The following is a 14315-nucleotide window of genomic DNA, read 5'->3' on the forward strand; positions in this document are numbered from 1 at the left end:
CCTGTTTTATGCTGTTATGGCCGGGCTTGCCCTGGTGGATGAAAATGGAGTGATGGGACTGGATGGCTTACGCTGACCAAGAGATGAGCGGTAGTCGAGTTGTATCGATTATCATCGTTGCCCTGATCCACGTAGTGATCGGTTACGGACTGATAAGCGGACTCGCCATTTCGGCGATGAAGGAAGTTGTTCAGCGCGTGACCACCGTGGATATTGAGGAGCCTGAACCAGAGCCGGAGGAACCACCGCCGCCGCCGCCGGAACAAGATGTTTCGCCGCCGCCGCCGGTTGCGCCGGCGCCACCGATCAACGTGTCGGTCGCGCCTCCGCCAATCCGGACGCAAACGAATATTCCGCCTCCTGCACCTGTGATTCGGACGGTTCCGCCGCCCGCACCAGTGGTTGCGCCCCCGCCGCCTCCGGCGCCTTCGCAGGCCCGGGCTGCGCAGCGCGACAATTTCAATCGCTGGTCTTCACGTATCCAGGAAGCCTATCCCTCGCGCGCCGTACGCCGTGAGATTGAAGGCAACGTGGGTGTGAGTGTGACGATCGGACCCGATGGCCGCGTGCAGTCTTGCTCCGTGACTTCCTCAAGTGGTGAATCGATCCTCGATGAAGCCGCCTGCGAGGGCATGGAACGTTACGCGCGTTACGAGCCGGCGCTCGATGCCAGTGGCAATCCGACCTCCGGTCGCGATTCACTCACCATCGTTTACCGTCTCAGCTAATTTTCAGAATTTCAGTTATTCTCAAGAGAGGACTTTCGCATGCTTATTGAACTCCTGGCAGCTGGTGCTGCAGAGGCCCCGCAGAACCAGTTCGGCTTCATGGAAGCGATGGAACAGGGCGGCCCCGTCGCCTGGTCCATTCTTACCGTTCTTGTCATCCAGTCGGTTGGTTCGTTCTACATCCTGATCACCAAGTGGCTCGAGCAGAATAAGGTGATGAAGCAGTACCGCGCTGGCCGTCCTGCATTCTGGCGTGCAAGCACGCTGACCGAAGGCGCCACCAAGTTCGACAAGAACAGCGCATGGCGCCAGCTGGTTGACGATGCACACGCCGCTCAGGCGCAGAGTGCAAAGATGACCGACAATCTGGAATCGCATGACTGGCTGCACGGATCGCTGGCTCGTTCCGAGTCCGCCATCAACGGCAAGCTTGCCGGCGGCCTTCCCTTCTTGGCAACCACGGGTGCAACCGCACCGTTCGTTGGTCTGCTGGGTACGGTTATCGGTATCTACCGCGCTCTGATCAACATCGGCATCGCCGGTTCGGCATCGATCGACAAGGTTGCCGGTCCGGTTGGTGAAGCCCTGATCATGACCGCCATCGGTCTGCTCGTGGCTGTGCCTGCCGTGTTCGCCTACAACTTCCTGCAGAGCCGCAACAAGAAGATCGCTGCGATGCTCTCCGGTTTCTCGACCGAACTGCTGGCCAACATTTCTTCGAATGGCACTGTGAAGCCTGCGATGGCGGCTGCTCCGGCTGCAAAGGCAGCTCCTGCCGCTGCAAAGCCGGCTGGCGCACCGAAGGCCTGAAGCTGATACTCAAATGGGGGCGGGCGCAAACCAGCGCCCGCCTGCCCCTTGCAGCTTAATTTGAGATAGGACGAGAAACATGGCCATAGCGACTGGTGGAGACGGCGGCGACAAGCCGATGTCTGACATCAATACCACCCCGCTGGTGGACGTCATGCTGGTGCTGCTGATCATCTTCCTGATTGCAGTCCCGGTCGCCATTCAGACGGTCGAGAAACTTGAAGTTCCGATTATGGTTTCCATACCTTCGGACGACAAGGTCGAGAACCTGCTGCTTACCGTCACCACGACGGATGAAGCGGGTCGGACGCCGGGCACAATCAGGACTGATTATTCCGGTGCAACCCGTAATGGCGAATGCCGCGTGTACATCAACAACACAACGCTGGTCGATTCGGGCGAGCTGTATGACCAGGCGTTCGAAAAGCTGGACAACATCGTACAGCGTGCGGGCGGCCCTGAAGCCATTCGTGCACAACCGGAGCTCATTCCGCAGGTTCACATTCGCGGCGACGTGAATGCACCCTGGCGCTGTGTTGCCGGCACGATCTTTAATGTGCAGGCGGCGGGTTATCCAACTGTCGGCTTCATTTCCAATCCGGTCGATCCCAACGGCTAATCGCCGTCGATCCCGGATTAGATAGAACACGAGGAGTAAACACTCATGGCAATGTCAGGCGGAAGCGACGATGGCGAGCCGATGATGGAAATGAACACGACGCCGTTGATCGACGTCATGCTCGTTCTCCTCATCATGTTCATCATCACGATCCCGGTTGCGACCCACGCGATCAACATCGATCTTCCCTCGCCGGATCCGAATCCTCCGCCAGAGGACATGATCGATCCGGTCACGAACAAGATCGTTCTCACCCCCGGTGGTGAGATTCTGTGGAACGCAACACCGATCAATTCGAACGAACTGGTTCGCAATCTGCAGGAAACGCTCAACTTTCAGGTTGAGCCGGAACTGCAGTTCGAGCCGGAAGCAAACGCCAGCTACGAACTTTCGGCACGCGTGCTGAACATCATCAAGGGTTCTGGCGTCACCAAGTTCGGCTTCGTCGGAAACGAAAAATATCGCAGCTTCGGCAAGTAACGGCCCAAGCCAGTGAAACAGATCAAGGGGCGGGTTTTCCCGCCCCTTTTTCTTTGCCCGCAATCCATACGGTGGTCGTCAGCCGGCCCGGTGCCAGCCAGACCCGCAGGCCAGCTATGACATATCGGTGCAGATCATCGCGATGGTGGGCGGCGCTGGCCTGAGGAAATTCGCCTTTATCGGCAATGAGCAGTTTCGCAGCTTCGGACGGGATTAAAGCGGCATATCCCGTTCCATCGCCGCGCTGGCCAATGCCTCGGCCTCCAGCAGCAGTTCATCGTCCGCTGCCCCTTGCGGAACGGCTTCGCGGCCGATCATCACCATCACCGGAACGGCCAGCGGGCTGACACGCTCAAGCTGCACATGCTCAAGCCGCTCTGCCGCATGGTCCAGCAGATCGCCCAGCCGCTCTATGTCGGTCATGCGTGATCGGGCATCGGCCCAGGCCGCTTCGATCAGCACATGGCCGGGCTCATATTTGCGCAATACGTCATAGATCAGATCGGTCGAGAAGGTGACCTGGCGGCCGGTCTTGCGCTTGCCGGGATGCTGCCGCTCCACCAGTCCCGCAATCACCGCCACTTCGCGAAACGCGCGCCGCAGCAGGTAGGAATCCTGCACCCAGTCGATGAATTCCTCCTGCAGGATCGTGGGTGAAAGCAGTGCAGCAGGGTCCTCCACCGGCTTCAGGCCCCACACCGCCAGCGAGTAGTCATTGGCCACGAAGCCACCTGGCATCAGCCCCATGTCCTCCATCCGCTTGGTGACCAGCATGCCCAGCGACTGGTTCGCATTCCACCCGGTGAAGGTGTAATAGACGCTGTATTCACGGCCCCCGTGCGGGAAGCTTTCCACCAGCAGATTGTCCGGTCCGGGAAGCTGCGATCGCCAGTCCTGTACCTCCAGCCATTCGCGCACATCGTCGGGGAAACGTGCCCAGCCCGCCCGGTCCACCAGCAAGGCGCGAACGCGGCTGGCCAGATGGGTGGTGAGCGGCAGGCGCAGACCGCCATAGGACGGGATCATCGCCGCCTTCCTGCAGGCCCGCACCACCAGCTCCATGTCCCGCAGCTGCTCGACCTCAAGGTTGAGCCCGGCAAACTGGAAGGTGTCCCCCGGCGTGAGCGATGCGGCAAAGCGCTCCTCCACCTTGCCTAGCGACCGGCCATTGCGAAAGCGCACGCTGAGCATTTCACTATCGACGATGATGCCCGCGTTCATCCGGTGGCGCTGCGCCTGGTCTGGGTGAGTCAGCCGCCACACGCCGTGCCCGTCGCGCGTGATCCGCTTGAACTTGTCATAGGCGCGCAGGGCATATCCGCCGGTAGCGATGAAGCTGAGCACCCGCTCCCACACGCTTTGATCCACCCAGGAATAGGACAGACAGGCGCGCACGTCCGCCAGCAATTGCTGTTCATCGAATGGCGCGGCACAGGCGCAGGCCATCACGTGCTGCGCCAGCACATCAAGGCTGCCAGGGCGGAAATCCTCGCCGTCGCGCTGGCCTTCATCCACCGCGTCCTTGGCCGCCCACGCCTCGAGAAATTCAAAGCGGTTGCCCGGCACCAATAGCGCGCGGCTGGCCTGATCGAGCCTGTGATTGGCACGCCCGATCCGCTGGAGCAGACGCGATGATCCCTTGGGCGCGCCCATTTGCACCACCAGATCTATGTCACCCCAGTCGACCCCCAGGTCGAGGCTGGCGGTACACACCAGCGCGCGCAATTCCCCGCGCGCCATAGCCGCTTCCACCTTGCGCCGCGCCTCGGTGGATAGCGAGCCGTGGTGGATGCCGATGGGCAGGTTCTGCTCATTCGCCTCCCACAGTTTCTGGAAGATATATTCGGCCAGAAACCGCGTGTTGGTGAAGATCAGAGTGGTACGACATTCGCACACGCGGCGGTACAATTGGGGAATGGCCCAGATCGCCGCATGCCCGCCCCAGGGCACGCGCTCCTCTTCTGGCAGAAGGATTTCCACCTGTGCCGCAGCGCCCCGCTCACCCGCCACCAGCGCGACCGAATCCACATCGCCCCACGGCGCCAGCCATTCGCGAAAGGCCTCCGGATCGGCAACGGTGGCGGAAAGTCCCACGCGCTGCATATCGGGCGCAATCGCCTGTAAGCGCGACAGTGCGAGCGCCAGCAGATCCCCGCGTTTCTGCGTGGCGAAGGCGTGGATTTCGTCCACCACCACCCGCTTCAGCCCGGCAAACAACGCAAAACTCTCAGGGAAGCTGAGAAGCAGAGAGAGGCTCTCAGGAGTGGTCAAGAGGATCTGAGGCGGGCGGGAGCGCTGGCGGCGCTTGCGGTCCGATGGCGTATCCCCGCTGCGCGTCTCTATCCTGATATCCAGCCCCATATCGGCCACCGGGGTGAGCAGATTGCGCTGCACATCATGCGCCAGCGCCTTGAGCGGCGAGACATAGAGCGTGTGCAGGCCATCGGGCGGCGCCGCGCCATTCAGCACCGATGGGCAGAACGCCGCCAGCGTGGGCAGGAAGCCAGCAAGCGTCTTGCCGGCGCCGGTATCGGCCACCAGCATGGCATGCTTGCCGGCCTGCGATGCGGCCAGCATATCGGCCTGATGCTGGCGGACCCGCCAGCCGCGCCCGGCGAACCAGTCGGCAATTTCTTCAGGGACCTGCGCCGCAATCTCCACCATCGTTACAAGATGGCAGGCCGCCAGCGCATTTCCAGTGCCCTAATCCCGGATCGGCGCAATCCCTTCTGCCTGCGGCAGTTCATGCGCCGCCTCATGCTCGGCCACATTCTCTTCCGGAAAGCGCGCGAAGTAGATCACGACGGCAACCAGCGTCCAGATTCCGGCCAGCGTGTAATAGAACAATTGCGGATGGCCCTGCCCGGCCGTCATCGCGGCAAGGCTGGCCCCCAGAGGCCTGCCGAAATTGCCGACCGCCATATAGATGGTGAACTGCGTGGCGGCGACGGCGGGCGAGCACATGCGCATGCAGATGGGGATCATGGCGATGGCATAGAACAGGCCGACAAATTCGATGGCGCCGGCAAACCCCATCAGGAACCAGCTCTCGCTCCACAAGGATTGGCTCGCGCCCATGATGATCAGCAGGGCGATGCCGATGATCACCGCGATCAGCATGGATCGCTGCGCGCCAATCGCATCGATCAGCCAGCCGCCCACCACCAGCCCGACAACGCCGGTGGCCAGCCCAAGGGTGGAGGTGAAATTGGTATATTCGGTCAGCTTCCAGCCGCCCACGTCCTGGAACAGGATCGGGTGGAAGCTCTCAAACCCGCCCCACGGCAGGGACCGGAACAGCAGCACCGGGATCAGCATCAGGCTGAGCGGGACGATGATCGCCTTCACCGCATTCACCAGCAGCGGCCACCATGCCTCTACCTGGATATCCAGATTGCGCCTGTGGCTTTGCCCGTGGGTCCACGGCAGGCGGCGCTCCCCGCTGCGTTCGCGGATGATGATGCCATAAAGCATGACCACGCCCGGCACGACCGCGCCCACCATCAGGCAGGCGGATATGCCGGAAGCTGCCAGCAGCGCCCCGCCGCCAGCGGTGGTGGCGGCAATGCCCAGCAATTGCGCGCCGAACATGATGCCGCCGGCCTTTGCCCGCTCATCCTCCTCCATGATATCGACGGCAAGGCTGTCTATCCCCACGTCCTGGAAGGTGACCGCCATATTGGCGACAAAGCCAATGGCCGATAGCATCGCGATATCGGAATGTTCGGGTGCAATGACCGCGCCTGCCAGCAGAATCAGCACGATCAGCGCCTGCGCGCCGATGATCCACACGCGCCGCCGCCCCATCGGCAGGAAGGTATAGCGGTCAATCAGGAAGCCGTTGATCAGCTTGAGCGACCACGGCAGCGACGCCGTGGCCACAACCGCGCCGATTTCCCCCGTGCCCGCGCCATTGGCCGCCATCCATGTGGGAACGGCATAGAAGAACAGGCCGATGGGGAAGCCCTGGGTGAAATAGAACAGCAGCAGCGTCAGCAATCGCAGCGGCTTGCTGCGTGTCAGGATAAGCGCGGATTGCTCCGCCGGAATGCTGGCCATGTCTTGAACCCCCCTGTGAACGGGCGAGTATGCCGCAACTTGCGGATTTGTCTAACTGTCAAACAGGCGCAGCTGGCTGACCTGCGCCAGGTCCAGATCGATGGCGAACAGATCGGCCAGGGCGGCGCGCCATTCTTGCGCGTCCTGCAACTCGCGCCGCTCGGACTGGTCGCCCTGTGCGATGCTGAGCGATGTGCCGGACAGCGCCATGAAGCCCCCCGGCAGCACCCGGCTGACAATAGGCCCCAGCACAAAGCGCGATTGCGGCCAGGTGGCGGTCCAGTGATTGGCCTGATCCATATCCGCCTGCGCGACCGGTGCCAGATCGAAGCTGTATTGCGCCTGCCAGTCGCCATGTGGCTGCGCGCGGCCATCGGTGGTGGCGCGCGGGCCTGATCGTTCGAGTAGCCAGTCGCCGTCCGCCCGGCCGATATGGCGCAGGCGGTGGCGCGCACCATCCGGCGTGCGCGTTTCTGCACCGTCCGTCAGCGGCAGTGGCGGGACGTAGGAGCCGCCAAATCCGGCATCGGCAAGCCACTTTTCACCGCCAAGATCGGCCAGCAACAGCACATGCGTTCGCGGCGGGATCACATTATCGGGAATGGCCAGCCGGGGACGCGCCAGCAGCGGGCGGCTGGCAATCCCCATCAGCGCCAGCATATCTGCATAAAGCCGGTTCTGTTCAAAACAGTACCCGCCACGGCCCGCCGTCACCAGCTTGGCAAAGACATCGTCACTGCCGATCAGGATCGGACAGCCCAGCAGCACGTCCAGATTCTCGAACGTGATCGCCTGCCGGTGGGCCGATTGCAGCAGGGCAAGTCCCGCCGCATCGGCCCCCGGTACTTCGTCCAGCGCCAGTCTGGCGCAATAGGCGCCCAGCCGATCACCCATCGGACGGGTTAGTGCCCGGCTTGCGGGCCGCGCTTGAGGCCGGACAGGCTGAGCTGCTCGTCGATCTGCGCCATCAGGCGGGCGAGCCCTTCCTCACTGTTGCTCTCGGCACGGGCCACCAGCACGTCCTGCGTGTTGGATGCGCGCAGCAGCCACCAGCCATCGTCATTGGTGACGCGCACGCCATCGGTATCGTTGACGTCCGCGGTGGTCCTGGCCAGCCGCTCCTTCACTTCATCGATGGCGGCGAACTTGCGGCTTTCATCCACCTGGAAGCGCATTTCCGGCGTGTTGAGCATCTGCGGCATGTCGCTGCGAAGCTGGGTCACCGATTTGCCCAGCCGTGCAGACGCCGCGATCAGCCTGATTCCGGCATAAAGCGCATCGTCAAAACCATAATATGTGTCGGCGAAAAACACGTGTCCGCTCATTTCCCCGGCCAGCGGCGAATGAGTTTCCTTCATTTTGGATTTAATCAGCGAGTGGCCGGTCTTCCACATCAGCGGCTTGCCGCCGCACTCCGCAATATGATCGAACAGCGCGCGGCTGGCCTTCACATCGGCGATAATCGTCGCGCCCTTGCGCGTCTTGAGCAGATCTTCGGCATAGATCATCAGCAGCTGATCGCCCCAGATCACCCGTCCCTGGCCATCGATTGCGCCGATCCTGTCGCCATCCCCGTCGAATGCCACTCCGAAATCGAGGGATTTTACGGAGACAAGCTTCCGCAAATCCTCAAGATTTTCCTCAACAGTAGGATCAGGATGATGATTGGGAAATTCGCCATCGACTTCGGTAAACAGCAGATGATGCTCCCCGGGCAGGCGCGCGGCGAGCTTTTCCAGCGCGGGTCCGGCAGCACCGTTGCCGGCATCCCAGCCGACCTTGAGACCGGCCAGGACCTGGGGATCGATTCCATCGAGACCCTGGAGCAGGCGATCGATATAGGCGTCCATGATATCGACGCTCTCGACGCTGCCCGGCGCGGCATCGATCCAGTCTCCGGCCGCGGCCATCTTGCCCAGCAGGAGGATATCGGCGCCGAAGAACGGACGCCCGCGAAATACCATCTTGAAGCCATTGTAATTGGCGGGATTGTGGCTGCCAGTTATCTGAATGCCGCCATCCACCTCTTCGGCTGAGGCTTCTGCGTAATAGAGCATGGGCGTGGCGGCCATGCCGATCCGCCGGACATCGCAGCCGGTGGCCGTAAGCCCTTCGATCAGCGCCGCTTCCAGCATGGGTGAGCTGACCCGGCCATCATAGCCAACCGCCACCTTCTTGCCGCCATCGCGCTGCAACAGCGTGCCGAAGCCGCGCCCGATCGCGCGGGCATCTTCCACGCCCAGCGTCTCGCCGACAATACCGCGAATATCGTATTCACGAAGAACCGTGGGATTGAATGTGTGGGTCATTTTGGCTCCTGCTAATTGACCGATGCTAATTGATCGATGCTAATTGACCGATCGGCCGGGAAGTTCATCAAACAACAAATCACGCGCAGCATTGGCTTCGTGCACCTGTTCATTGGTGCCGCCCTTGTCTGGATGCACCATAGTGACCAATCGCTTGTGCGCTGCAACAATTTCTTCCCTGCCGGCGCCTGCTTCAACCCCCAGCAACCTGCGCGCCCGATAGATCGCAAGGCCGCGCGTGGATATTTTCTTTTCCCATGGCCAGCGCCCGGTGATCATCTTGAAGGCGATACAGCCAAGAGCGGCAAGGACGATCAGGCGCGTCATGGCTCAGGCCGCCTCGCTGGGTTGCAGCGCCAGTTCGGAGGGGCGGGCCGGCATGGGCAGTTTGAGATTGGCGACCAGCGCGCGCAATTCCTGCCGCGCAACCAGATGGCTGGTGCCCAGTTCGCCCAGATGCCCCTTGTCCAGCAGTGTCAGGCCGGACGGAAACAGCTCGCGGTACACCACGCGCTCCGACAGGCCGTGCGAAATGCGAAAGCCCACGCGCTTGGAAAGTTCTGTCAGCGCCTGATCGATGCGGCGCTGGTTGCGGGCATCGGTGTGGCCGGTGCGGTTGCGCACCACCACCCAGTCCATTTCCCGGCGCTGCTGCTCCACCGTGGCGCGGCTGCGCTTCAGACGTGCTTCCCAGATCAGCTCTGCATAAAAGCTCAGGCGGCGGACCTTGAAGGTTTCCGCATCGACCTGCCCGATCAGGTCGAAATCGACGAAGCTGTCGTTCATCGGCGTGACCAGCGTATCGGCCTCGGTGGCGACATGGCGGGCAAAGGGATCATCGCGTCCCGGCGTATCGAAGATGATGAAGTCCATGCCTTCACCCAGCCGCGCGACCTGTTGCTCCAGCTGGGCAATATCCTCGCCTTCGAACACGGCACACTGCGGGCCGGGCAGATCGATCTGGCGGCGCTCACGCGTTTCGGCGCGGTTTTCGCAATAGCGGTGCATGGTGCGCTGGCGGGTATCGAGATCGATCGCGGCGACCTTCGCGCCCTGATAGGCAAGCGCCACCGCCACATGCACGGCGGTGGTGGATTTGCCGGTCCCGCCCTTCTCATTGGCGAAGACGATCCGGTGGGCGGGGCGATGGGCTGTATTTGCGCTCACGATAAGGGCAGGCTTTCTCTATCAGGCAGCTGAGGCTAGGCAGGCAGCTGAGGCCAGGTCTGTTGAGGAGACCTTATCGGAGGGGAGAGCCCGTGCAAACCATCAACCACATCACACATTTGCGTGAAGCTGTGGATGACTTGCGCGAACAGGGCAAGATTGCCCTGGTCCCCACCATGGGCGCCTTGCATGACGGCCATCTGACTCTGGTGCGCGAGGCGAAGAAATATGCGCCCCACGTGGTGGTTTCGATCTTCGTCAATCCCACCCAGTTCGGCCCGAATGAGGATCTGGACGCCTATCCGCGCCAGCTGGAGCGGGACAAGGCCTTGCTGGAGAGCGAAGGCGTGGCACTGTTATGGGCGCCGGATGGAGCCGAGATGTATCCCGGCGGCTTTGCCACATCGATCACCGTGGCAGGCGTGAGCGAGGGCTTGTGCGGCGCCTCGCGTCCCGGCCATTTCGACGGTGTGGCCACGGTGGTGTGCAAATTGTTCAATCAGGTGCGCCCCGATGTCGCTCTGTTCGGGGAGAAGGACTGGCAGCAGCTGGCGGTGATCCGCCGCATGGCGCGCGATCTGGACCTGATCCTGCCCCATGCGGGCAATATCATCGGCATACCGACCGTGCGTGAGTCCGACGGGCTGGCGATGAGCAGCCGCAATGCCTATCTCTCACCGGCAAACCGGCAGGCGGCAGCACGGCTGAATCAGGCCATGCGCGAGGCGATTGCGCGGATCGAGCGGGGCGAGGATGTTGCCGCCACGCTGGCATGGCTGGAGCAGCAATTGCTCGCCGCCGGTTTTGCCTCAGTCGATTATGCCAGCCTGGCCGATGCCGAAAGCCTGGCGCTGCTGCCGGGCACACCGCAAAGGCCCGCCCGCCTGCTGGTGGCGGCACGGATCGGCCAGACCCGCCTGATCGACAATATGGCCGTAGAGGCGCGCATCTGATGCGCTTCGCCGCCATCAGGGCCATGACGGCGGCCGCGATGATGGCTCTGGGTCTAACGGCATGCAGCAATGAAATCGAGGTCGAGCCGCCAGCGCGCGTGGAAACCGCGCCGGTCATCGATACCGCCAGTTCGACCATGCGCGTGCCGCTGGCGATCTCGCTCGATCAGTTGCAATCCGCGTTGCAGGATCGCATCCCGCGCCGCCTGTGGTCGATTGACGAGCAGCGCAGCAATTGCATCCCGGCCCAGCGCGTGCGCCGCCTTGGGCTGGATATTGCGCTCACCCCCGATATCGCCTGCCGCATATTGGGAGAGGCGACGCGCGGGCGCATCACCTTGTCGGGCCGCGGGCGTGACCTGCTGATCCGCCTGCCGGTCAATGCCAGCCTGCGGGCAGAGGATATCGGCGGCATACTGGAAGGCGAAACCGCCACCGGCTCTGTCATGGCCACGCTTCGCGCGCGGCTTTCGGTCACGCCGGACTGGCGGCTGCGCGCCAATATCGACGTATCCTATGACTGGAGCGAGGAGCCGGGGATTGATTTCCTGGGACAGCGCATCCGCCTGACCAGCCACGCAGACCGCGAGTTGCAGGGCCTGGTCACCAGTCTGGAACGAGAGCTGGAGCGCGAATTTGCCCGTATCCAGCTGCATCCCTTTGTCGATAATGCCTGGGAGAAGGGCTTTGCCGTGATCTCCCTCAATGGCGAGAACCCGCCTGCATGGATGCGCATCACCCCGCAGGCGCTGGGCGTGGATGGGTACCACTTCGAAGGACGGCAGATGCTGGTCGACATCGCGCTGGCCGCGCGCACGGAAACGGTGATTGGCGACCGCCCGCCCGCGCCCACACCCACCGCGCTGCCGCCGCGCGCTCAGAACATCAGCCGCGACGGGCTGCATCTGGCGGTGCCCGTGCTGGCGCAATATGCCCATCTGGAACCGGTGCTGCTGCGGGCCTTGCGAAAGCTCAACGAAAAGGGCCTGTCCCTGCCGCAGGTGGGCGCGATCACTGCGGATTTCCGCTCAGTGGAAATCTACGCGACCGAGAATGGCCGCATCGCCGTGGGCGTGGATGCGCAGGTGGCGCCAAGCGAAGGCATCGCCTCGCGCTATGGCAGCGCGCAGGGCAAGGTCTGGCTCACCGGCATCCCCTTCAATGAACCTGACAGCGCCGTGATCGCAATCCGCGACCTGACCATTTATGGCGACAGTGACCGGCCCGCAGTGGACCTGCTCACCCGCATGGTTGCAGGCGAAGAGCTGCGCGCCGGGATTGAACAGGCGCTGGTGGGCGATTTCACCCGCGAATATGAAGGCGTTATTGCCGATGCCCGCGAAGCGCTGGCCAATCTTGCCGCAGAAGGCGTGCAGATAAATGCCTCCATCACCAGCGTTGGTCACGGTCCGATCCAGGTGACCGGACGGGGCCTGTTCCTGCCGGTGGCCGCAGTGGGCACGGCGCGGCTATCGGCAAGCATCAATTAGGGAGAAGGCATGATGACTGAAGAGGATTTCCGGTCCTATGTGGCGGCGTTCAACGGCAATGATTTTGACGGGTTCGGCCGTTTCTATGCCGATGACGTGGTGTTCGAGCTGGGCGGATCGAAGACAATCGTCGGGCGTGAGAACATCCTGTCCTTCTACCGCGAGGTGAAGGCGCATATCACCGAGGTGGTCACCCCGCTGGACGTGATCGTCACCCCCACCCGCATCGCCATGCACTGCCGCACCACTTTCGATACCTTCAAGGACTGGCCGGACTTTGAAATCTGGCCAACCAGGGCAGGCGATCACCGCACGGTTGAAACCATCGCCATGTATGAGCTTGCAGGCGATCAGTTCACCCACATCAGAGGCGCGCGTTTCAAACCGTGAGGTGCGGGAGTTCCCGTCAGGCGGGGCGCCGGGCGAAAATCCCGAAGCCGGCGATGATGGCATAGCAGATCACCGGCAGCATCAGCGCGAATGTCAGGCTGCCGCTGGTATCGGCAATCACTCCGAACAGCAGCGGCACGATCGCCCCGCCGCAGATCGCCACATTGATGATGCCCGATCCATCCGCCGCACGCGGACCCAGCTTCTCACAGGCGAGCGAGAAGATGGTCGGGAACATGATCGAATTCATCAGGCCCACTGCCAGCAGCGTATAGGCCGCCACTTCGCCGGTTGAATTGGCCGAGATGGCGATCAGCGTGATCGCGCCCGCCGCCACGAAGGCAAGAATCTTGCCCGGACTGAGCATGCGCAACAGCGCCGATCCGATGAACCGGCCAACCATGGCGCCGCCCCAGTAAAGCCCGATCATCGGCCCGGCGACATTCTCCGCCACGTTGAGCACGTGCGCCTGCATCAGATAGCTGACGATGATCGAACCGATGGAAACCTCGGCCCCCACATACAGGAAGATGCACAAGGCGCCGTAACCGAACCGCCCGCGCTTCAGCAGGTCCAGTCCGGCCAGTCCGCCCGATGCCTCATGCTTTTCACCCTGCAGGCGGTTGCGGAACAGCCACACCACGGCGGCAACCAGGCCGATCAGCACGGCAAGGCCCAGATAGCCCTGCCAGATCGCTTCGCTTTCGGCCTGCCGGTAAGCGGTCAGTTCCGCGCCCGAAAGCTGGTCTGCGCTGATGGTGGCAAGGCTGCCCAGAATGATGATCGAGCCGACGATGGGAAACACGGTGGTGCCCAGCGAATTGAACGCCTGCGCAAAAGTCAGGCGGCTGTGCGCCGTACGCGATGGGCCAAGCAGGCTGATCAGCGGATTGGCCACCACCTGCACGATCACCACGCCGCTGGCGAGAATGAACAGCGCGAACAGGAACAGCGCATAGGTGGCCGTCTGCGAGGCAGGAATGAACAGCAGGCAGCCCGCCATCATGATCACCAGCCCGGCCACCGCCCCGCGCATGTAGCCCAGTTTCTTGACCAGCCGTGCGCCCGGAATGCCGACAATCGCATAGGCGGCAAAGAAGCAGAACTGCACCAGCATGGCCTGCGTGTAATTGAGCGTGAACAGCTCCTTCAACTTGGGGATGATCACATCGTTGAGCGAGGTGATGCCGCCAAAGATGAAGAACAGCGCGAACACGAAATATTGCAGCCCGGGGGCGTTGATGTGCTCGCCGCTATCCTCGATCGGATTAGGGTCTGTGCTGGTCGCGATATTGGGTGCCAATGCCATG

General features: G+C 62.4%; 14 protein-coding genes. 7 read left to right on the forward strand and 7 right to left on the reverse strand.

Annotated features, from left to right (window positions below; genetic code table 11):
* Positions 1-62 precede the first annotated feature (62 nt).
* The 4 genes from ABDZ98_RS00105 to ABDZ98_RS00120 all read left to right on the forward strand — a co-directional run bounded on the left by ABDZ98_RS00105 (position 63) and on the right by ABDZ98_RS00120 (position 2637).
* Entirely contained in the window at positions 63-728 is a 666-nt protein-coding gene (locus ABDZ98_RS00105) for an energy transducer TonB (protein ID WP_160590997.1), read from the forward strand.
* Between the two features lie 39 nt (positions 729-767).
* Positions 768-1538 carry a MotA/TolQ/ExbB proton channel family protein gene (locus ABDZ98_RS00110; RefSeq protein ID WP_160590995.1) on the forward strand — a complete coding sequence of 257 codons (771 nt, stop codon included), beginning with the start codon at positions 768-770 and terminating at the stop codon, positions 1536-1538.
* Between the two features lie 79 nt (positions 1539-1617).
* Complete coding sequence (locus ABDZ98_RS00115) at positions 1618-2157, forward strand: ExbD/TolR family protein (RefSeq protein WP_202385982.1); 540 nt, start codon at positions 1618-1620, stop codon at positions 2155-2157.
* Between the two features lie 45 nt (positions 2158-2202).
* Complete coding sequence (locus ABDZ98_RS00120; RefSeq protein WP_160590993.1) at positions 2203-2637, forward strand: ExbD/TolR family protein; 435 nt, start codon at positions 2203-2205, stop codon at positions 2635-2637.
* Between the two features lie 213 nt (positions 2638-2850).
* Here ABDZ98_RS00120 and ABDZ98_RS00125 read toward each other — a convergent pair whose 3' ends face one another.
* Genes ABDZ98_RS00125 through ABDZ98_RS00150 form a run of 6 tightly spaced genes read right to left on the reverse strand, consistent with a single transcriptional unit; the run spans position 2851 to position 10172 of the window.
* Positions 2851-5301 carry a ligase-associated DNA damage response DEXH box helicase gene (locus ABDZ98_RS00125; RefSeq protein WP_160590991.1) on the reverse strand — a complete coding sequence of 817 codons (2451 nt, stop codon included), beginning with the start codon at positions 5299-5301 and terminating at the stop codon, positions 2851-2853.
* A gap of 39 nt (positions 5302-5340) precedes the next feature.
* Positions 5341-6696 carry an MFS transporter gene (locus tag ABDZ98_RS00130; RefSeq protein ID WP_160590988.1) on the reverse strand — a complete coding sequence of 452 codons (1356 nt, stop codon included), beginning with the start codon at positions 6694-6696 and terminating at the stop codon, positions 5341-5343.
* Between the two features lie 51 nt (positions 6697-6747).
* Positions 6748-7590, reverse strand: coding sequence for an arylamine N-acetyltransferase family protein (locus ABDZ98_RS00135; protein ID WP_160590986.1), 843 nt, complete (start codon positions 7588-7590; stop codon positions 6748-6750).
* A gap of 8 nt (positions 7591-7598) precedes the next feature.
* Positions 7599-9005: a phosphoglucomutase/phosphomannomutase PgmG gene (gene pgmG, locus ABDZ98_RS00140; RefSeq protein ID WP_160590984.1), complete on the reverse strand. Its 1407-nt coding sequence runs from the start codon at positions 9003-9005 to the stop codon at positions 7599-7601.
* Between the two features lie 39 nt (positions 9006-9044).
* Complete coding sequence (locus ABDZ98_RS00145) at positions 9045-9332, reverse strand: J domain-containing protein (protein ID WP_160590982.1); 288 nt, start codon at positions 9330-9332, stop codon at positions 9045-9047.
* 3 nt (positions 9333-9335) lie between these two features.
* Entirely contained in the window at positions 9336-10172 is an 837-nt protein-coding gene (locus ABDZ98_RS00150) for a division plane positioning ATPase MipZ (protein ID WP_337190188.1), read from the reverse strand.
* Positions 10173-10264: 92 nt separating this feature from the next.
* Here ABDZ98_RS00150 and panC point away from each other — a divergent pair, with 92 nt between their 5' ends.
* From panC to ABDZ98_RS00165, 3 genes are read left to right on the forward strand one after another with little or no spacing between them, the layout of a single operon-like run.
* Positions 10265-11125 (forward strand): pantoate--beta-alanine ligase, encoded by an 861-nt coding sequence (gene panC / locus ABDZ98_RS00155; protein ID WP_160590980.1) that lies wholly within the window; start codon positions 10265-10267, stop codon positions 11123-11125.
* Entirely contained in the window at positions 11125-12615 is a 1491-nt protein-coding gene (locus ABDZ98_RS00160; RefSeq protein ID WP_160590978.1) for a DUF4403 family protein, read from the forward strand. Before panC ends, ABDZ98_RS00160 begins: the two co-directional genes overlap by 1 nt.
* Before the next feature lie 9 nt (positions 12616-12624).
* A complete protein-coding gene (locus ABDZ98_RS00165) occupies positions 12625-13005 on the forward strand; it encodes a nuclear transport factor 2 family protein (protein WP_160590976.1) in 381 nt (126 codons plus the stop codon).
* Between the two features lie 16 nt (positions 13006-13021).
* Here ABDZ98_RS00165 and ABDZ98_RS00170 read toward each other — a convergent pair whose 3' ends face one another.
* Entirely contained in the window at positions 13022-14314 is a 1293-nt protein-coding gene (locus ABDZ98_RS00170) for a sugar MFS transporter (RefSeq protein WP_160590973.1), read from the reverse strand.
* Between the last annotated feature and the right edge of the window lies 1 nt (position 14315).

Source organism: Alteraurantiacibacter aestuarii, assembly GCF_039523595.1.
Classification (GTDB): domain Bacteria; phylum Pseudomonadota; class Alphaproteobacteria; order Sphingomonadales; family Sphingomonadaceae; genus Alteraurantiacibacter; species Alteraurantiacibacter aestuarii.